Origin of the sequence: Ensifer sp. 1H6 (genome assembly GCF_001976035.1) — a bacterium.
GTDB classification, from domain to species: domain Bacteria; phylum Pseudomonadota; class Alphaproteobacteria; order Rhizobiales; family Rhizobiaceae; genus Ensifer; species Ensifer canadensis.
This window is the reverse complement of sequence record NZ_MOAI01000007.1, coordinates 223,804-241,544: the sequence shown is the minus strand read 5'-3', so window position 1 is coordinate 241,544 and position 17,741 is coordinate 223,804. Positions and strand designations below refer to the sequence as shown.

21 protein-coding genes are annotated in these 17,741 nt (G+C 60.4%); 20 read left to right on the top strand and 1 reads right to left on the bottom strand.

The window, feature by feature from the left end:
- Nucleotides 1-3 precede the first annotated feature (3 nt).
- The 20 genes from BKP54_RS11240 to BKP54_RS11145 all read left to right on the top strand — a co-directional run bounded on the left by BKP54_RS11240 (nucleotide 4) and on the right by BKP54_RS11145 (nucleotide 17,066).
- The gene (locus tag BKP54_RS11240; protein ID WP_084814436.1) at nucleotides 4-1,752 is read left to right on the top strand and encodes a terminase TerL endonuclease subunit; all 1,749 of its coding nucleotides are present in this window, start codon (nucleotides 4-6) and stop codon (nucleotides 1,750-1,752) included.
- Between the two features lie 2 nt (nucleotides 1,753-1,754).
- Nucleotides 1,755-2,990, top strand: a complete 1,236-nt coding sequence (locus BKP54_RS11235) for a phage portal protein (RefSeq protein ID WP_245317825.1) — start codon at nucleotides 1,755-1,757, stop codon at nucleotides 2,988-2,990.
- On the top strand, nucleotides 2,968-3,822 hold the full coding sequence (locus BKP54_RS11230; RefSeq protein ID WP_084814434.1) for a head maturation protease, ClpP-related: 855 nt from the start codon (nucleotides 2,968-2,970) through the stop codon (nucleotides 3,820-3,822). Before BKP54_RS11235 ends, BKP54_RS11230 begins: the two co-directional genes overlap by 23 nt.
- Nucleotides 3,823-3,831: 9 nt before the next feature.
- The gene (locus BKP54_RS11225) at nucleotides 3,832-5,100 is read left to right on the top strand and encodes a phage major capsid protein (RefSeq protein ID WP_084814433.1); all 1,269 of its coding nucleotides are present in this window, start codon (nucleotides 3,832-3,834) and stop codon (nucleotides 5,098-5,100) included.
- A 76-nt stretch (nucleotides 5,101-5,176) separates the two neighbouring features.
- Nucleotides 5,177-5,638, top strand: a complete 462-nt coding sequence (locus BKP54_RS11220; protein ID WP_084814432.1) for a hypothetical protein — start codon at nucleotides 5,177-5,179, stop codon at nucleotides 5,636-5,638.
- A gap of 45 nt (nucleotides 5,639-5,683) precedes the next feature.
- Nucleotides 5,684-5,989, top strand: coding sequence for a hypothetical protein (locus BKP54_RS11215; RefSeq protein WP_084814431.1), 306 nt, complete (start codon nucleotides 5,684-5,686; stop codon nucleotides 5,987-5,989).
- Nucleotides 5,990-5,992: 3 nt separating this feature from the next.
- A complete protein-coding gene (locus tag BKP54_RS11210; protein WP_084814430.1) occupies nucleotides 5,993-6,598 on the top strand; it encodes a hypothetical protein in 606 nt (201 codons plus the stop codon).
- Between the two features lies 1 nt (nucleotide 6,599).
- Nucleotides 6,600-6,920 (top strand): phage head closure protein, encoded by a 321-nt coding sequence (locus BKP54_RS11205; protein WP_084814429.1) that lies wholly within the window; start codon nucleotides 6,600-6,602, stop codon nucleotides 6,918-6,920.
- Nucleotides 6,920-7,384 (top strand): HK97-gp10 family putative phage morphogenesis protein, encoded by a 465-nt coding sequence (locus tag BKP54_RS11200; RefSeq protein WP_084814428.1) that lies wholly within the window; start codon nucleotides 6,920-6,922, stop codon nucleotides 7,382-7,384. Before BKP54_RS11205 ends, BKP54_RS11200 begins: the two co-directional genes overlap by 1 nt.
- A 3-nt stretch (nucleotides 7,385-7,387) precedes the next feature.
- Nucleotides 7,388-7,780: a DUF3168 domain-containing protein gene (locus BKP54_RS11195; RefSeq protein WP_084814427.1), complete on the top strand. Its 393-nt coding sequence runs from the start codon at nucleotides 7,388-7,390 to the stop codon at nucleotides 7,778-7,780.
- Between the two features lie 11 nt (nucleotides 7,781-7,791).
- Nucleotides 7,792-8,481 carry a phage tail tube protein gene (locus BKP54_RS11190; protein WP_084814426.1) on the top strand — a complete coding sequence of 230 codons (690 nt, stop codon included), beginning with the start codon at nucleotides 7,792-7,794 and terminating at the stop codon, nucleotides 8,479-8,481.
- A 9-nt stretch (nucleotides 8,482-8,490) separates the two neighbouring features.
- Nucleotides 8,491-8,853 carry a hypothetical protein gene (locus tag BKP54_RS11185; RefSeq protein ID WP_084814425.1) on the top strand — a complete coding sequence of 121 codons (363 nt, stop codon included), beginning with the start codon at nucleotides 8,491-8,493 and terminating at the stop codon, nucleotides 8,851-8,853.
- Nucleotides 8,854-8,885: 32 nt separating this feature from the next.
- Nucleotides 8,886-9,155 (top strand): hypothetical protein, encoded by a 270-nt coding sequence (locus BKP54_RS11180; protein WP_084814424.1) that lies wholly within the window; start codon nucleotides 8,886-8,888, stop codon nucleotides 9,153-9,155.
- Between the two features lie 8 nt (nucleotides 9,156-9,163).
- On the top strand, nucleotides 9,164-11,047 hold the full coding sequence (locus BKP54_RS11175; protein WP_084814423.1) for a hypothetical protein: 1,884 nt from the start codon (nucleotides 9,164-9,166) through the stop codon (nucleotides 11,045-11,047).
- Nucleotides 11,047-11,769 carry a hypothetical protein gene (locus tag BKP54_RS11170; RefSeq protein ID WP_245317819.1) on the top strand — a complete coding sequence of 241 codons (723 nt, stop codon included), beginning with the start codon at nucleotides 11,047-11,049 and terminating at the stop codon, nucleotides 11,767-11,769. The genes BKP54_RS11175 and BKP54_RS11170 overlap by 1 nt, the downstream gene beginning before the upstream one ends.
- A 32-nt stretch (nucleotides 11,770-11,801) precedes the next feature.
- Entirely contained in the window at nucleotides 11,802-11,981 is a 180-nt protein-coding gene (locus BKP54_RS11165) for a hypothetical protein (RefSeq protein ID WP_084814422.1), read from the top strand.
- A 3-nt stretch (nucleotides 11,982-11,984) separates the two neighbouring features.
- On the top strand, nucleotides 11,985-12,566 hold the full coding sequence (locus BKP54_RS11160; protein ID WP_084814421.1) for a transcriptional regulator: 582 nt from the start codon (nucleotides 11,985-11,987) through the stop codon (nucleotides 12,564-12,566).
- The gene (locus BKP54_RS11155; protein WP_084814420.1) at nucleotides 12,559-12,957 is read left to right on the top strand and encodes a hypothetical protein; all 399 of its coding nucleotides are present in this window, start codon (nucleotides 12,559-12,561) and stop codon (nucleotides 12,955-12,957) included. Before BKP54_RS11160 ends, BKP54_RS11155 begins: the two co-directional genes overlap by 8 nt.
- Before the next feature lie 299 nt (nucleotides 12,958-13,256).
- On the top strand, nucleotides 13,257-15,149 hold the full coding sequence (locus tag BKP54_RS11150) for a hypothetical protein (protein WP_128090396.1): 1,893 nt from the start codon (nucleotides 13,257-13,259) through the stop codon (nucleotides 15,147-15,149).
- A gap of 45 nt (nucleotides 15,150-15,194) precedes the next feature.
- On the top strand, nucleotides 15,195-17,066 hold the full coding sequence (locus BKP54_RS11145) for a hypothetical protein (protein ID WP_084814418.1): 1,872 nt from the start codon (nucleotides 15,195-15,197) through the stop codon (nucleotides 17,064-17,066).
- Here BKP54_RS11145 and BKP54_RS11140 read toward each other — a convergent pair whose 3' ends face one another.
- Entirely contained in the window at nucleotides 17,067-17,735 is a 669-nt protein-coding gene (locus BKP54_RS11140) for a hypothetical protein (RefSeq protein ID WP_084814417.1), read from the bottom strand.
- Nucleotides 17,736-17,741 lie beyond the last annotated feature (6 nt).

The following is a 17,741-nucleotide window of genomic DNA, read 5'->3' as shown; positions in this document are numbered from 1 at the left end:
GACATGGCCGCGCCTTACCCGCTGGCCGCGCCCTATCCTGAGTGGCTGGCCGACGTCGCCAATGACCCGGCCTATCGCTGGGCAATCTCAGGTTGGGATCGGGCCGCTTCTGTTCCGGGTGCATGGTTCGACCATGCCAAGGCCGATAGGATCGTGCAGCGCTGGCCGGAAATCTTTCGGCTCACGAACGACCGCTTCAAGGGCGTTCCGTTCCGCCTGGTGAAGTGGCAGGAAATCACGGTTCGCCTGTTGGTTGGCTGGAAAAAGCCGATCGAGGTGATCGACCCGGCGACGCACCTGCCGGCAGTCGAGCACGTCAGGGTGTTCAAGCGGCTGGATCTCTGGATCCCGCGCAAAAACGGCAAGTCGGAATTCCTAGCGGCGCTCGCCGTGCTCTTCTTCGTCCTGGAGAAGGTGAACGGGGCGGAAGCCTACGTCTTCGGTCGCAACGAAGATCAGGGTCGCGTCCCTTTCGGCAAGATGCAAGACATCATCCGTGAAGCCGAAGGGCTGATGGAGGATGTGCAGGGCAACGAACGGATTTCGTTGCACGACAAAAGCATCTTCCTGCGCGAGACGACGTCGCTTTGCCAGCTGCTCACGGGCACTCCCGACGGGAAGCATGGTCGATCGCCGACTGTCATCGTCGGCGATGAGATCCACGAATGGAAGTCGCGCGACCTCGCCGACAACCTGCGGCAAGGCACCGGCGCCAGACTGCAGCCGATCGAGCTTTACGCATCGACTGCAGGCCGCAAGCAAAACTTGACGGGCTTCGAGTGGTTCGAAGAGTCGATGGCCATCATGCGTGGCGACCTCGACGATCCGTCAACGCTGGTCGTGTTCTTCGGTATCGACGAGGACGACGATTGGACCGATGAGGCGATCTGGCGGAAGGCAAACCCGAGCCTCGGCCTCACGCCGACGCTGGATTACCTTCGAACCGAATTCAAGAAGGCCAAGGGCCGGCCAGCGCAGGAAGCAATTTTTCAGTGCTACCACCTCAATCGGTGGGTCGATCAGCTTTCCGGTTGGATTCCGCGCCCCAAATGGGCGGCGTGCTGCGGCGATCCGGCTAAGCGTTTGTGGCGCGATCTTTGGGAGCAACACAAGGGACGCAAGGCCTACGTTGCCTGTGACGTCTCGTCGACACAGGACTTGACTGCGCTTGTTGTTGTCATTCCGCCCGATGACGAGCACGAAAAGTGGGTGATCATCCCGCTCTTTTGGGTGCCTGAGGCCACGCTCGACGAACGTGCGCAGCAGGACAAGCGGGTGAACTGGAAGCAATGGGTTGCCGACGCGGCGCTTCGGACCACCCCCGGTGATTCCGTTGATCAGAACTTTGTGAAACGGGCGATCCACGAGGCTTTCCAGCATTTCGATGTCCAGGCGCTCGGCCTTGACCCTTGGAATGCGCAGAAGCTGAAAGGCGACTTGCAGCTCGACGGCCTGGATGCCGAGTTGCAGGTCGACATGCGCCAGGGTCACCAGACCTTGGGTGGCCCCACGAAGGAGCTCGAGCGGCTCGTGTTCGCTGGCAAGGTTGAACATGGCGGCCATCCTGTTCTCGCCTGGATGGCCGGGCACTGCACAGTGCGGTTCGACGAAAACCTCAACTACGTGCCGAGCAAGAAGAAGTCTTTGGACAAGATCGACGGGATGGTGGCGACGGTGATGGGTATCGGTCTTGCGATGAGTGTTGAAGACACAAGCTCGGTCTACGACGAGCACGGCTTTGAGGTGCTTTGACCGTGGACCTGTTTCGTTTCCTGCGACGCGAGCCGGTGGCGGCAAGCGCTTCTATTCAGAGCATCGGGGGCGGTGAGTCATACAGCGTCACCGATCCCGCATTTCTTGAGGCAATCCGCAGTGGTCTCTCGTCGAGCGGCCGCGACGTGTTGTTGAATGGGGCGATAAATCGTTCCGTTCGACTGCTGTCGGAGAGCATAGGGATGCTGCCAATACACCTGCATTGGCAGGATGAGCAAAAGGGGAAGGCGACCGATCACCCCGTCTATCGGGTGCTGCATAAGAAGCCGAACAATTGGCAGACGCCATATGAGTTCAAGCGTCTCATGCAAGCGGTGTTGCTCCGGAAAGGTGTATCCTACGCGCAGATTGTGAAGTCGCGCGGACAGGTTCTTCAGTTGCAGCCGCTCGCAAAGTTCAAAGTGGACCCGCTCCAGAACGCCGACTGGTCGATCAGCTACAAGCTGACCTCGCCGACTGGTGTCACTAGTACGCTTCGGCAGGACGAAGTCTTCGTGCTGCGGGATATGGACATTGAGGATGGCGTTTGCGGTTCGTCCCGCGTCAGCCAAGCGAAGGATGCGATCGACCTGTCGAGGTCGATTAGGAGGGCCGCGCAAAAGCTCTTCGATAACGGGCTTCACGTTGGCGGTTCGATTTCGTCACCCAATAAGTTGAGCCCTGAAGCAAGGGCCAACCTCAAGGCGTCTATGGCCGAGAAGACCGGCGCTGGTAACGCAGGAAAGTGGTTCCTTCTGGAGGAGGGGTTGGAGGCTAAGACCTTCGCTCAATCACTTAGCGACAGTCTGCAGGTGGAGAACCTCACTGCACAAACAGAAGAGATTGCCCGGATTTTCGGTGTGCCGCGCCCGCTGCTGATGATGGACGAAACGGCTTGGGGCTCGGGTATTGAGGCGCTTGGGCAGTTCTTCGTTACCTACGGTCTCGCGCCCCAGTTTGTGAATTGGGAACAGGCGGTGTCCCGCTCGGTGCTCACGGAAGATGAGACCGCGATCTACGAAGCCAAATTCAATGAGGCAGCGCTTTTGCGCGGTTCGCTGAAAGACCAGGCCGACTTCTTCGCGAAGGCCCTCGGCGCAGGTGGATCGCAGCCTTGGATGCGGGTCAACGAAGTCCGAACCCTTTCCGAACTGCCGAAGGTCGACGGGTTCGACGTGATCCCGGAACGTGCAAATCAACCCGCTGGAGCGAAAAATGACCCTCAGAAAACTGCCTGAAGCGAAGACGTTTCAGCGTCCGCAGAACTTTCAGTGGGATGCGCCTTCCGATGTTCTCGCCAAGTGGGCGGAAATGCCGATGGCTGCTGCCGGCGATGAGGACAACACCATCTCGATGTTCGAGGTGATCGGCGAGGATTGGTGGACCGGCGGCGGCGTAACTGCCAAGCGGATCGCCGCCGCGCTGCGTACTATCGGCGATCGCGAGGTCACGGTGAAAATCAATTCCCCCGGCGGCGACATGTTTGAGGGGATTGCGATCTACAATCTGCTGCGTAGCCACCCAGCAAAGGTTACCGTCGAAGTGCTGGGCTGGGCTGCATCTGCGGCCTCTATCATTGCGATGGCGGCCGACGAGATCCGGATGGGGTTAGGCACCTTCATTATGGTGCACAACGCATGGGGCGTCGTCGTTGGAAATCGTCATGACATGCGCGAGGCCGCGAAGTTGTTCGACGGGTTTGATGCGGCCATAGCCGACATCTACGAGGCCCGCACCGGCATGAACCGAAAGGACATCGAGAAGCTTATGGACGCTGAAACGTTCATGGGTCCGTCCGATGCCGTCGAGAAAGGTTTCGCGGACATCGTCGACAACACTGTCGAGGCGAGTTCGGGCGATGCCAAGAACACGGACCGTGGGCTGATGGCCCGCCGTCAGACTGAGGCCGCGCTCGCACGCGCTGGCTTCTCCCGAGACAAGCGTTCCGAGCTTCTAAATGAACTTGGTGCTTCGGCGGCCCCGCGTGATGCAAGCCGCAAACCCGCCGCGCGTGATGCAGGCAAACACGAAGCTGCCGCCCGGCAGCTTGTTGAGCTTTTCAAACTCTAGGAGACATCCATGAACATGGTTATGAACAGCCGCGCGCGCGGCCTCGTCGGCGTGCGCGCAGATGCCAGCAATGCGCCGGCAATTTTCGAGGAACTGAAGAAAACCGTCGAGGCATTCAAGGCCTCGCACGAGGAAGAACTGAAGGGCATCAAAGCGAAGTTCGCCGATGTCGTCCAGGCCGAGCAGGTAGCGAAGATCAATGCCGAGATCTCGACCCTGACAAAGGCGCTTGACGACTGCAACGCCCTCGTTGCGGCACTGAAGATCGGCGGCGGTGGCGGTGACGCTTCCGACCCCGCGAAGAAAGAACATGCCGAAGCCTTCAACAAATGGTTCCGTCGCGGCGTCGACAATGGTCTCTCGGATCTGGAAGTGAAGGCGGCGTTGACGACGCAGTCCGATCCCGACGGCGGCTTCCTGGTTCCGACCGAGACCGAGAAGACCATCGATCGCGTGCTCGGAGTTGTTTCCGTCATGCGCCAGCTCGCGACCGTGATGCCGATCGGCACCAGCGAGTACAAGAAGTTTGTCAGCATGGGTGGCGCCGGCGCTGGCTGGGTTGGAGAAGAAGAACAGCGCCCGGAAACGGTAACGCCGACACTTCGTGAACTCGTCTTCACCGTGATGGAAATGTACGCCAACCCGGCGACGACCCAGACGATGCTGGATGATGGCATCATCGATATCGCTGCCTGGCTTGCCGACGAAGTACAGACGACTTTTGCGGAGCTGGAAGGCGCCGCCTTCATCTCGGGCAGCGGTTCCAAACGTCCGCGCGGCATCCTCGCCTACGACACCGTTGCCAACGCGAACTGGAAATGGGGCAAGCTCGGCTTCACCGTGACGGCCGGCGCCGCAGGCTTTGCGGCGACTAACCCGGCGGATGCGTTCATCAAGCTCTATTATAGCCTCAAGCAGGGCATGCGAAACAACGCTTCCTGGCTGACGTCGGATGGCGTCATGGAAGAGATCCGCAAGTTCAAGGATGGGCAGGGCAACTATCTGTGGCGGGCGCCCGATACCGCCGCCGGCGTCGCGACCATTCTCGAAAAGCCGGTGAACACTGACGACAACATGCCGGCGCTCGGCGCCGGATCTTTCCCTGTTGCATTCGGTGATTTCAAGCGCGGTTACCTGATCCTCGATCGGCTCGGTATCCGCGTGCTGCGCGATCCCTACACCAACAAGCCGAAGATCCACTTCTACACGACGAAGCGTGTCGGTGGCGGTGTGGCGAATTTCGAAGCAATCAAGCTGATGAAGGTGGCGGCAAGCTAAGCCCGCGACCTCGAATCACTGCTCGGCGCACCAGCGCCGAGCTTTTCCCATTTTGCAATTCGAAAGGATCGGTCCCATGAGAGACCTGCATTCCAAACTCTTCTCGACGCCTATCATCATGGCCGCGCTGAGTGCTGACAATACGCCCGCCGCGCTCGACCTTAAGGGTTATGAGTCGGCCGTCATCCTGCTCGGCGTCGGTATCGGCGGTATCACCTTCGATGCCACCAACAAGATCGAATTCAAGCTCACCCATGCCGACGACAAGGCCGACGGCTCGGCGCCGGACGCCGGTGATTACACCGCCGTCGATATCGATGACGTGCTCGGTGTCGATGCCGTTGGTAGCGGTGGCATCATCAAGGCGCTGGTCGCGGCTCATGCCGCAGCTGCCGCCTATCGCGTCGGCTACAAGGGCGGCAAGCGATGGCTCAAGCTGCTCGCCGATTTCAGCGGCACACACGGCGCCGGCACTCCGCTCGGCATCTTCCTGATCAAGGGCAACGGCTCGGACAATCCGCAGGCCGACCAGATCTGATCGCAACGGGCGGCGAGAGCCGCCCACATCTCCGGAGAGTAAGCCATGCTTGCGAAGGTGAAAGTAGCATTCCCTGGCGTGCCCGATGGGCTCGTGCATCCGCGAAACTTTGAGGTGGGCGATACCGTCGAGGGCAACCTCGCTGCGGTGGCGATCGAAAACGATTGGGCCGATGAGGTTTCCGTCATCGAAGATAGCGGCGCCGGCAGTAGGCCCGACGCCGATCTTGAAAAGATGACGGTCGATCAGCTGAAGGCACATGCTGCCGCACTTGCCCTCGACCTCGGCGCAGCCACCAAGAAGGCCGATATCGTCGCCGTCATCGCGGCAGCATCCAAGCCCAGCGAGTAAGCAATGTACCGTCCCGTTCTTGTCACGCCGCCGGCGGATTTTCCGGTTTCGATCGAGGAAGCGATGCGGCATTGCCGTATCACAATCGACGAAGACGATACCGTCGGGCTGGCAGAGGTCCAGCAGCTGCTCGGCGCGTACATCCTGGCCGCGACCGAGCATCTCGACGGCTGGACCGGCATCCTGGGGCGGTGCCTGAAAACGCAGGTCTGGCGGCAGGATTTCGACGGGTTCGCCCGTTGCCTGCCGTTGGCCCTGGCTCCGGCAAGTGCTGTCGGGTCCGTCACCTGGCGCGATAGCGATGGGCAGATTTCGACGGTTGCCGGCAGTGAATACTCGCTGGCGACGGATGCGGGCGGGCGCAGCGTCGTGCGCTTCCGCAACGCCTTCTCCCATCCGGGAAATCTCTATGAGAGTGCGGCCGTGTCGGTAACCTACTCCGTTGGCAGCGAGGTCGTGCCTTTGCCGATACAGCAGGCGATCCTTCTCTCTGTCGGCGCCTGGTACGAAAACCGCGAAGAGACCGTGATCGGCGTTTCGGTCGCATCGTTGCCAGCCAGCGTCGCAGTCGATCGGTTGTTGGCTCCATATCGTCGCGTGGGTGTCTGACATGCGCGCCGGGAAAATGGATCGACGTGTCAAGATTCTCCGCCTTCAGGAGATCGGGCGGAATGAGCTTAACGAGGCGCTCATGGATTGGGTCGCGGTCGCGACAGTTTGGGCGCAGGCACGGCCGAATCGGGGCGACGAGCGGTTCGAGGCGCAGCAGCTGACCGGCTCCGCGACGATGACGTTTCACATCAGATACCGCCGCGAACTCACGATCGAGGATCGCATTTCCTATGACGGGCGCACCTGGGACATTCGCGATATCCGCGAGCTCGGCCGACGCGTCGTCAGTGAGTTCGATTGTGTCGCGAGGGCGGATTGATGGCGATCAAGGTCAAAGTCGAAGGGTTCCGTGAACTAGACAAGGCGCTGCAGCAGTTGAAGGTCGCGACGGCGAAGAATGTCGCCCGGCGCGTTCTCATGAAGGCGGCGGAACCGATTGCCGAAGATATGCGCGCCCGTGCGCCAGACGATCCGGATACAGGCGGCAATGACCTCAAATCCTCGATCGGCGTCGGCACAAAGCTAACCAAGCGCCAATCGAAAGCGAACAAGCGAGAAAGCCCGGTCGAGGTGTTCGTCGGCGCCGGCGGTGTGCCGCAAGCGCACCTACAGGAATTCGGTACCGAGCATCACGTGGCGCAGCCGTTTGCTCGGCCCGCATGGGATGCCGGTAAATCGCAGGCGCTGGAGACCATCCGCGATGAATTGACGATCGAGATCGGTAAGGCGGCGACGCGCGCGGCGCGTAAAGCTGCCCGCGACGCGAGAAAGATGGGCGGCTGAGCCATGGAAGAGGCATTGACGGCGCTGTTGCTCGCCGACGCGCGCGTGAAGCAACTTGTGGGTGACCGAGTTCATTGGGGCAGGGCGCCCCAAGGTGAGCGGGCACCCTACCTCGTGCTGCAGGTTATCGGGGGACGCCCAGACTACCATGCGCAGGGACCATCCGGCCTCGTCGATGCGCGAGTGCAAGCGGACTCTTATGGCGAAAAGTACCTCGCGACCAAGAATCTTTCCGACGCCGTGATTGCGCTGCTTTCGGGATACCGCGGCGAAGTGGCCGGCACGCGGTTGCAAGCCGGTTTTGTCGATGCGGCCCGAGATCTCCCAACTGAAACCGATGTGAAGCGGCTGTTCCGGCGGTCCGCCGACATCATCATCTGGCACTCCAAGCTCTAGAGGAGCCCACCATGACTGACACCAACGCATCTATTGGCTATGGCATTGCCTTCGAAATGGCGGATATCGCCACGCCGACGGCGATGACCTATCTCGACGAGATCTATGACGTCACCCTTCCTTCGGAAGAAACCGACCAGGTTGACGCCACCCACATGCAGAGCCCGAACAGGACGCGTGAATTCGTCGAGGGTCTCACCGATCCCGGCGAGGCCGGGTTCGAGATGAATTACGTTCCCGGTTCGGCTTCGGATAAGGCGTTGATCGCGGCCAAGGGTAAGCGCAAATGGTGCCGTGTCACTTTCCCGAACGGCGTGCAGCTGCTGTTTGTCGGCAGCCGGCAGTCCTACGAAAAGTCCGCGCCGACCGACGACAAGATGACGGCGACGGTGAGCTTCAAGGTTTCTGGCGAGCCGATCCTCACCGACCCGGCCGCGCCGCGCAACATTCGCGCACCCGTGATTGGCGGCACGGCCAAGGTTGGCGCTCCGTTGACCGTCGACACCGGGATTTGGGCCGGTGCCATGCGCTTCGAATACCAATGGCAAGCAGCGGGCACTGACATCGTTGGCGCAACCGGTCTCTCCTATGTGCCGGTCACGGGGGACATCGGCGATATCATCACCTGCGAAGTGACCGGCTTCAACGACAGCTTCGACACGATGGTAGAGACCGTCGCAACCGCTGCGGTCGTGGCTTAAGGATCTGCCATGACCAATAATGTTAGGGGGATCGTCACCCGCGAAATCGACGGAGAGTCCTACAGCTTCCGCTTGGGAGCCAATGAGTGGTGCGAGCTGGAGGCTGATCTCGGCAAGTCCACAGGCGCTATCCTCAAAGACCTTGAACGAGTGGTCGCAACGGAAGAGGTCGACATCTCAATGTTCCGCACGATGTTCCGTGCGGCCCTCACCTATAAGGTTCCGGACGCAACATTGCGCGATGCAGGCGAGTTGATGAGTGCTCTCGGGTTGGAGGGTGCTGGACTACTCATCGCCGAGATCGTTCAAGCGGGAATGCCGGAGGTGAAGGGCACCCCGGGAAAGCCGAAAAGAGCAGCGGCAAAGCGCTAGACTGGGGCTCGCTGCTCGAAGAGTGGGTCGAGGTGGGCCAAAATCCGGTCAACTTCTGGAGCCTGACGCTTCGCGAGATCGATATCATCATTCGCGGAGCGGCGGCCCACCGGCGCCACAGATTGAATGAGCTGATCACTGCCGCCTGGTACACGGCTCGCCTTTCGGCCTATGCGCCGCAGAAGGCCAAAGACTTCCAGAAACTGGACAAGATCCTGATCTCCGAAACTAAACAGGCAAAATCGCAGCCGGACTGGCGTGATGTGCTTGCCAAGGTCTCGGGCTGGGTCAAGCGCAAATAGGTCTCTCCATGAATGCTGTCATCGGTGCGCTTCGAGCGGTGCTCGGGCTGGATTCGGCTGCCTTCGACAAGGGTATCTCGCAGGCACAGTCGAGGCTGGCGAAGTTTGCACCGGCGCTGAAGAAGGGACTGATGGCGGCCAGCGCTGCCGCCGCGACGGCAGGTGCTGCCATCGGGGTCGCGCTCAAGGGTGCGATCGACGAAGCCGACGATATGAGTAAGCTCGCTGCGAAAATCGGCGTGCCGATCGAGGAACTGTCGCGCCTGAAATATGCGGCTGATCTATCGGGCGTTTCCATCGAGGGCGTCGGCAACGGTTTTAAGAAGCTCTCGACGAACATGGCGTCGGCTGCTGGTGGCAGCAAGGCGGCGGCCGAGCTGTTCACGCAGCTCGGCGTCTCCGCAACCAATGCCGACGGCACCTTGCGTTCGTCGTCGGCTGTTTTGCTCGATGTCGCGGACAAGTTCGCCGCGATGGAAGATGGGGCGCAGAAGACAGCCCTTGCTGTGCAGCTGTTCGGAAAATCCGGGCTTGACCTGATCCCGCTCTTGAACGGCGGGGCGGCCGGCCTCAAGGAAATGACCGACGAGGCGCAGGCGCTGGGCCTGACAATCACGGCCGAGACCGGCAAGGCGGCGGAAGAGTTCAACGACAACATCAGCCGGCTGCAGGCGACGCTTTCCGGCCTAGTGACGCAGATCGCCGGCGCGCTCGCGCCGACCCTTGCCCGCGTGAGCGAGTTCATGGTCGGTGTCTCGGAAGCGTTTCGCAATCTCTCGCCGCAGACACAGACGTTTATTAGTGTGCTCGCAGGCCTGACGGTGGGTTTTGCCGCGTTGGCCGTGCCGCTTGGTCTGGTCGTCGCCGGTATTGCGGCAATTGGCGCGCCGATCGCGCTGACCGTCGCAGGTATCACAGCCTTGACGGCGGCGGTCGTCGCCTTTTGGCCGGAGATACAGGCAGGCTGGGAGTGGGTGAAAAAGATCACCGCTGCCTTCATCGAGCTGCATACGCAGGCGCTGACGCTGGTGATCCAGAAGTTTCAGGAGATGCGAACAGCGATCGCCGATGCGCTCTCCGGTCTCGGCGAACAAATCCTGTCGACCTTCCGCGCCTTGCCGGCTCAGATGATCGAGATCGGCAAGCAGATCATCGACGGCCTTTGGCAGGGTATTCAGGCGCAGTGGGAGAATATCAAGACCGGTGTTTCCGATATTGCCTCGGGCATCAAGGATACCTTCACTGGCTTCTTCGACATCCATTCGCCGTCGCGCGTCATGCACGAGATCGGCGTGAACATCATGCAGGGTCTCGGAAACGGCATGAGCAGCCTGCAGGGCGATGTCGTCGGCGTTGCCGGCGGCGTGGCCGGCGGGATCACTTCGGCATTCGACGGGATCAAGACCGTCGGCGCTGGCCTTGGAAATGGCATCAGCGGCATGTTCGACAGTGTAGGTTCGTCGCTTGCCGAAGCGATTAAGGGCACGAAGGACTGGCGCGATGTTGCGCTCGATGCGCTGCGCAGTATCGGCTCCAACCTCCTACAGACGATGAACTTCGGTGGCGGGCTTGGGGGTGGACTGATCAAGGGGTTGCTCGGCGGCCTGGTCGGTTTTGCCAACGGTGGATCGTTTCAGGTCGGCGGCGCCGGCGGCATCGACAGCCAGCTCGTCGCATTTCGCGCGAGCCCCAACGAAACGGTCAGCATCTCGAAGCCCAGCCAGCGAACAGGCGGCGGAAGCTACGCGCCGGTCTATCACATCGACGCGCGCGGCGCCGACCAGGCGGCGATCGCTCGACTCGAGCGCGGGCTTGCCGAGCGGGACCGGACGGAAAGCAAGCGGGTCTCCGGCTATCAGCATACAGCGTCCACGCGCGGCACGAGGGCATAATGGCACGATTGATATCCATGCCGGGCGGCCTGGCGCCTCGGGCCATGGCGCCACTCTCTGGCCCGCGCGCTGTAGGTGCTTCGTCGAACACATCGACTGGGAACTTCAGCCAGACTGTGGCGTCGCCTTTCGGGGCATGGCGTTGGCAATTCACATTTCCGGTTTCCAAAGATGCCAAGTTCCGGCGCTATCGCGGCTGGGTGACGGCGCTGCACGCCGGAGCCAATGCCACGCGGGTGCCCTTCGGCGATCCCGACATGATGACGCTGCTTGAAGCGGGCCTTTCCGCATCTCCGAGCCAAGAACGGTTCGGCATGCCGTGGGGGAATGGAGAGCCTTGGTCGAATGGTCAGAATTGGGAACTAACTGCGCCGAACGTGAAGCTCGCCGCGCCGGCCGAGTTCGACGATTCAATCATTCGACTGCAGGACATGGCATGGGGCCACCGGCTCGGCATGGGTGATTACCTCGGCTTCTTCCCGTTGCACTTCGGTCTCTACACCGTGACGGAAGAGCGGGGCGACGGTGAGTACCGGATCTGGCCGCCGTTGCGAAAGGCGCTGACGGTCGACGACTTTGCCACGCTCTATCCTGTCATGGCGATGCGGCTTGAGAGCGAGGATGCGGCCAGCGCGACACGTGGCGTCGGCTATGCTGATGAGGCGACGGTGACCTTGGTCGAGGTCTTCGACTACGACGTTCGCGACTATTTCGCGGACTGACAGGCGCATTTGATCAAGCGAAGGAGATGGCGATGAAAGTAGTTCTGTGCTGGCTGTCGGGGTTGGTTTCCAAGGTGCGTGCAACGACAAAGCCCCCTAGCGTAACGGTTGTTTACAACATCGATGCGCGCGGCGCCGATCCGACGGCAATTGCGCGGTTGGAGCGGAGGCTGGCGGAGCGGGACCTGGCGCAGACGCAGCGGTGGCGCTGACACGTGGCGAACCTGTTTTCGGAAGATGACCTCGCGTTCCTGCGTCGGCCTCATATCGCGCGCGCTTGGTTTGCGGATCTCGATCTGCCTTCGGGCCGCTGGCGGCTGCACAATGGCGTGGGGCGCAAGACGGTCGGCGGGCTCGAATGGCGCGGGGTTTCTAATCCCGCCGGCGGGCAACTGGTGTCGATCAATGCCGTCGAAGACCCGCGTTTCGGCCAGGCGGCGAAGGTGGATATCGCGCTGTCCGGCGTGAACATCGACTTCCTGCGATCGGTCAAGGATCAGGGCAGGGAAATGGAGGGAAGGCTCGCCGACATCTATTGGTGCGCCTTCGACCAGGAGACACAGGAGGTTTGGGCTTCTGGCCTGAAAAAGATGTTTCCGGGATACCTGTCCTCGCCGAAAATCCGCTGGAGTGGCATCGGCGCTCGCACGGTGTCGTTCACGATCGAAAGCCTCTGGCACTCGCAGAATTTTCCCTTCGGCGGCAAGTGGAATCCGGCTGACCAGCGGGCGCGTTTTCCGGGCGACAAGGGCCTCGATTTCGTCGGGGTGAAGGTTCAGGAGGTCATTCGTGCCTGAGATCGGTGAGGAACTCCGCCTCTTTCTCGAAGAGGCACAGGATAGCGCTTGCGTCTGGGGTGTTTCGGATTGCTCGCGTTGGGCCGCGTCATGGGTCGCTCGCGTGCACGGGCGCGAGGTGCCATTGCCGCGTTGGTCGAGCAAGGGGCAGGCCCACCGCCTTATCATTTGCGCCGGTTCGCTGGAGCAGCTGTGGTCTGAAGCTCTTTTGCAGTTCGGACTGCGGGAATGCGGCGCGCCGCAGCCCGGTGACGTGGGAATCATCCAGACCGCCCGCTTTGGTCAGGTGGGCGGCATATTCATCGCCGGCGGCTATTTCGCGTGGCGGGCGGAAATGGGCGTCATCTATCTGACGCCACGGCAGATCGTGAAGGCCTGGGCCATTCTATGAACTCCTTGAGATTGCTGTTTGCTAGTGGTGCATCGTTTGTCGCGATGGCGGCGGACGCCCATGCGGACCCCGTATCCCTGATTGCGACGGCTATTCATGGCTTTCTGCTTTCCAGCACTGCGATTGCAGCGACGGCAGCAGGCACTATCGCGACGATTGCCGCCAACGTCATAGTCGGTGGCGCCGTGCTCGGACTGTCGCTGGTTGGCCGTCAGAGACCAACGGGAACGGTCAAGGCGGCGGACGCTAAGAATACGTTCGAATCCGGCGAAAGCTCGGTCATCGAAGGGCTTGGGCGCGTGCGCGTTGGCGGGCTCAAAGCCTTTGGCAATACCGATGGCTCAACACGCTGGCGTATGGTCTGCCGGCTGCAGGGGCCTATTGATGCAATCGAGGCCTATTTTGTTGGTGGGCGGGAAGTCACTGTCGATCCGGATGGCAGAGTATCTTCTCCGCCATGGGCAACGCCCGGCGGCTCATGGATGAAGTGGGAGGATAAGAAGGGGACCGGGGCGGAAACCGCGTGGCCGGCGCTCGTTGCGGCATTCCCTACGCTCTGGACCTCGGCGCACCGTGCACGCGGCATTGCGCAGTCTCTGATCAGTTACTTCAATCCGGGGCTGACAGAGCCGAAATATCTGACCCTTTATCAGGGCGGCGTCCCCGACACGGAATGGATCGCGCGTGCGTCGATCACCTACGATCCTCGGATAGAAGGCGCAGACCCCGACAATGTTGCAACGTGGGTTTGGAACGAAAATGGCATCCTGAATGCTGCTCACGTCCTGCGCCGAGACCCTGCGTTTACTGCCGACCGCTTCGACTGGCCGCTGATCACGACGCAGGCGGTGAAGGCTGACGTCAATGTCGCCACGAGAACCGGAACCGAGAAGCGATCGAGGTGCGGCGGCATGTGGGCGTGGGAGGGTGCTCGCAGGGAAACGATGGAGGATATTCTGGCCTCGATCGGCGCCGAGATCCGCATGACGGCAGCCGGCAAGATCTGGTTCGAATTGATCGACGACAACCCAGTCAGCGAGTTGTCTCTAGGGATGCTCGATATCATTGATCTGGATTGGATGTCTGGTCCGGAAGCTGTCGAGCGGCCGAACATCTGCCGTGTCTCGTATTACTCGCCCGAGCGAAACTACGAGATGGCCGACATCGACATGACCGGCATCGCCTGGGCGCGTATTTATGACGAGGTGACGCGCTACGGGCCGAAATACCACGATGTCGTGCTTCCCTTTTGCCCTTCGGCCAGCCAAGCACAGCGCATCGCGCGGCGACGTTTTGCCCTTGCACGCGGTGATACGGGTGTGGCGACCACCAACATGGCGGGGCTGGCTGCATGGGGTGTGTACTACGGCGAGGTTGAGTTGCCGGACCTTGGCGATATCGAGAAGGTGCGGTTTCAGCCGCCGCGGGTCGATGATGGTCGCGGCACTGTAGAGGTGCCGTTCGCAGTATGGCCGTTGTTGCCGACGTGGAACCCGGCAACCGACGAAGCGCCCGCACCCGAGCCAATTCCGGAAATGGAGTATGAAAGCACGCTGCCGACGCCGGCGGCGCCGACTGCAGTCGTCCAGATCACCTATCCGATTGGCGGCGCCAAGGAACTCCGGATCGCTTACGGCCTTCCCGCCGTGGCATTCACGACGATCGAGGCGAACTACCGCGCCTATGTCGGCGGGCTGCCCGGATCATGGAATGGCATGACCGAGCAAAGCACCTACGCCTATGTCGGTGCGGATGTTCTCGGATTGGAGATCGATGCCCGTGTGCGCATATTCAATGGTGATGATGGAAGCTATTTCTCGCCATCGCTGCACGCGACCGCCGGTGTCGACAATACGCCTTGTGGGCAGCCTGGCGTGATATCTGGCGGCGCGACTGGGGGCACGACTGGCCTCGGCATGCTGAATGTCACTGTTGAGGCGAATGAGCTGCGTTGCGCATCGATCCGACTGGAGCGCCGTGTCAATACCGGAAGTGGTTACGGCGCGTGGTTAGCGCGAGACGAGCAGAATGCCCGTCCTGGGCAGGATCTGACATTCAACGACAGTTACGGCAATTCATCGAGCATTACCCAGCACACCGTCCAATGGCGGCTGATGACCAGAACCACCGACGGCGGTGACGGCACACCCCGCACTTACACGATAACCGTCTGGAACCCTCCAGACCCTTGATCTGAACGCTCGCTAGCACGCACCCCACATCCATCGGAGAATTGAATGTCTCTTTTCACGAAGACGGCAAACGACACCTTTGCGCCCCATGACGTGGCTGGCAACGCGCGTCAAGTAGAGAACCACGATGCGCAGGTGTGGGGGACTGAGGTCGAGCGGCTGATCCTGGCGTTTCAGGCTGGTGGGGGCATCATCTTCCCCGATAAGGCGACAATGGACGCAACCCTGACCTATGCTGCCAATCAGCAAGCCTGGGTCATGGGCGACGCGACCGTTGGAAACAATGGCGTTTACCGAAAGGTCGGAGCCTCCGGGACGGGATCCTGGCAACGCCTTGGCGATCTGCCGTATTCGTTCATCCCCGCGACCGATGTCGGCGCCGGCACACCGAATGCGATCCAGGCTACGACTGGCGTTCCGGTTAACGCCTCGGCGCTTATCAGGATGAATGTCATCGAGGCGAACACCGCATCGCCCGTCACGGTTTCCTTTAATGGCGGGGCGGCCTTAACGGTCAAGACTAACAGCGGCAACGATGTTGCCGCTGGCGGGCTCGTTGCCGGCATGATTGTTCTCGGTTCCATCAGCGGCTCGACCTTCCGACTGATCAGCGACCAGGTGTCGAGCGCGGTGGTGGCGGCCGCCGAGGCAGCGCAAGCTGCGGCTGAGCTCGCAAAGAACCAAGCGATCACTGCGGCGTCATCGGTGCAGAGTGAGCAGCCAAGCCGGGCTTGGGCCGCCGCGAACTATCATCCGGCGGTCGCGCCTGATTTCATTCGCACCGCTGGGTTTGCCGCGGCTGCCGACGGCGGCGGGGCATTATACGCCAAGGTTGCTAGCGAACCTTCGATCCCGTCCAGTTGCAAATTTTCGATCACACTCTCAGGTGGCGCGACGATTTGGTACAAGCTGGCTGAACTGGAAGTATACGTCGAGATGTGCGGAGCCAAGGGAGATTCCCCTGGCAATGGCACAGGCACGGATGATCGGCAGGCATTCCAGGATGCACTGGATTTCTCGCTTCGCGTATACATGGGTGCTGCCAAGACATATCGCATTCACGGTCTACTTGAGGTCCGACGTTTTCAGCAACTGATTGGTCTCGGCGGTCGCTCTGCAACGGATTACTGGGTCGACATTGGGCAGACTGGCGCTACCCGCTTGCATTTCACAGGCTCCGGCCAGGCTTGTTTCGTCAACAAGAATACCGCGCTGATGCTCAGTCACGGACAGATGAAGGGCTTTGTCTTCCGGGCTGATGGCTCCTACAGTTACATGATCTACTTTCGGCAGATGCTTGATTTTCGTCTTGAAGATCTGGGTATGCAGACCGACAGCCTGACGATGCACGGCATCAGGTCGCAGAAGATCACATCGACTGATCCCAGTTGGGTGAATTCGATGAAGAACGTTTTTGTGCGGCTGCCGGACGCGAGCGATGGACGACCGATCAATGTCGACTGGAGCGACAGCACTGTCGATACGTGCCATTTCACGGGAGGCATCGGTTCAAATGATGGCGGCTTCGGGGTCCGGTGGATCAATAGCCAGTTTGAGCGCTCGAAATATGTCGGCTTGACAGTGACCAAGACTGGCAACATCGGCGCGAAAAACTCGGTGATCGAGGCCAATTCTTTCGATGCCAACAAGACTCATGGCATCTTGCTCGATGCCACCGGTGATACTTCCGGCGCATACAAGTTCGCTACGATCATTACCGGAAACAATTTCCGCACCGAAGATCCAAACACAGGGGTGGCTGGCTCTGCTTCGATTGCCTTCATCAATCCTTCGGCCAACAACTACAAAGTCGGGCCTCTAGCCAACAATGTAGAGCTTTCATCCGGGGTGACCGGATATGCGCAAAGCGGGCCGTGGACGATCCCGGCGAGCGGGGTGATGAACATTCACAGCTGATTATCCGACCATACAAAGGTTGGGCTCATTGACGATCCGGAGCGCCTTTTCGCAGAGGCGTTCCCAAGCCCCAGGGACGCATTTGTCGGCTTCACCATAGGGCGCAAACCGTTCGATGTATCCCTTCATGAAACCCTCGGAAAGCAATTCGACCCGGCCTATAGCCTGGCAATTCTCCGCTTTCTCGACGATCATGAGGCGAGCTGGTCCGAGTGTTCGCAAGGCGAGAAGAAGCCTTTCTTCCTGCCGCTGAGTGAGGCCATCGTTCGATTTGAAAATGAAAATCCTCTGTCCTCTGGCGGCGGTGTCGCGGAACTTCCGGAGGAGGTGCTTATGTTTTGCTTGCTCCTTGTTGAAAATCGTCCGCCGATCGCTTTCACGTCGTTCATTCCAAATGCGCACGCCGCCATGCGATGTCGACCCCAGCTTGCTATGGAACAGGATCTGGGACCGCAAATCGATGACCATGTCGTCGTGGACGGGTGCGAGGTTCTCATATCGAAATGCGTGTCGGAAGTCGTTCTTGAGCAGCTCGATCAGATGCTCAACATCGTTGATCTTGGACCACTTCAGCAGCCCTCCATCATAGATACCATGCGCATGCTGCATTAGGCCAAATTCGCAGTTGTCACCGATGGACTCAAACTGACTCAGGTATTGCATGCTCATTTGAAG

Bases quoted from the DNA above. Each gene is read 5' to 3' on its own strand.
- BKP54_RS11195 (WP_084814427.1), top strand. From the start codon at position 7,388: ATGGAAGAGGCATTGACGGCGCTGTTGCTCGCCGACGCGCGCGTGAAG.
- BKP54_RS11220 (WP_084814432.1), top strand. From the start codon at position 5,177: ATGAGAGACCTGCATTCCAAACTCTTCTCGACGCCTATCATCATGGCC.
- BKP54_RS11185 (WP_084814425.1), top strand. From the start codon at position 8,491: ATGACCAATAATGTTAGGGGGATCGTCACCCGCGAAATCGACGGAGAG.
- BKP54_RS11200 (WP_084814428.1), top strand. From the start codon at position 6,920: ATGGCGATCAAGGTCAAAGTCGAAGGGTTCCGTGAACTAGACAAGGCG.
- BKP54_RS11165 (WP_084814422.1), top strand. From the start codon at position 11,802: ATGAAAGTAGTTCTGTGCTGGCTGTCGGGGTTGGTTTCCAAGGTGCGT.
- BKP54_RS11230 (WP_084814434.1), top strand. From the start codon at position 2,968: ATGACCCTCAGAAAACTGCCTGAAGCGAAGACGTTTCAGCGTCCGCAG.
- BKP54_RS11145 (WP_084814418.1), top strand. From the start codon at position 15,195: ATGTCTCTTTTCACGAAGACGGCAAACGACACCTTTGCGCCCCATGAC.
- BKP54_RS11210 (WP_084814430.1), top strand. From the start codon at position 5,993: ATGTACCGTCCCGTTCTTGTCACGCCGCCGGCGGATTTTCCGGTTTCG.
- BKP54_RS11190 (WP_084814426.1), top strand. From the start codon at position 7,792: ATGACTGACACCAACGCATCTATTGGCTATGGCATTGCCTTCGAAATG.
- BKP54_RS11240 (WP_084814436.1), top strand. From the start codon at position 4: ATGGCCGCGCCTTACCCGCTGGCCGCGCCCTATCCTGAGTGGCTGGCC.
- BKP54_RS11225 (WP_084814433.1), top strand. From the start codon at position 3,832: ATGAACATGGTTATGAACAGCCGCGCGCGCGGCCTCGTCGGCGTGCGC.
- BKP54_RS11140 (WP_084814417.1), bottom strand. From the start codon at position 17,735: ATGAGCATGCAATACCTGAGTCAGTTTGAGTCCATCGGTGACAACTGC.
- BKP54_RS11175 (WP_084814423.1), top strand. From the start codon at position 9,164: ATGAATGCTGTCATCGGTGCGCTTCGAGCGGTGCTCGGGCTGGATTCG.
- BKP54_RS11170 (WP_245317819.1), top strand. From the start codon at position 11,047: ATGGCACGATTGATATCCATGCCGGGCGGCCTGGCGCCTCGGGCCATG.
- BKP54_RS11215 (WP_084814431.1), top strand. From the start codon at position 5,684: ATGCTTGCGAAGGTGAAAGTAGCATTCCCTGGCGTGCCCGATGGGCTC.
- BKP54_RS11205 (WP_084814429.1), top strand. From the start codon at position 6,600: ATGCGCGCCGGGAAAATGGATCGACGTGTCAAGATTCTCCGCCTTCAG.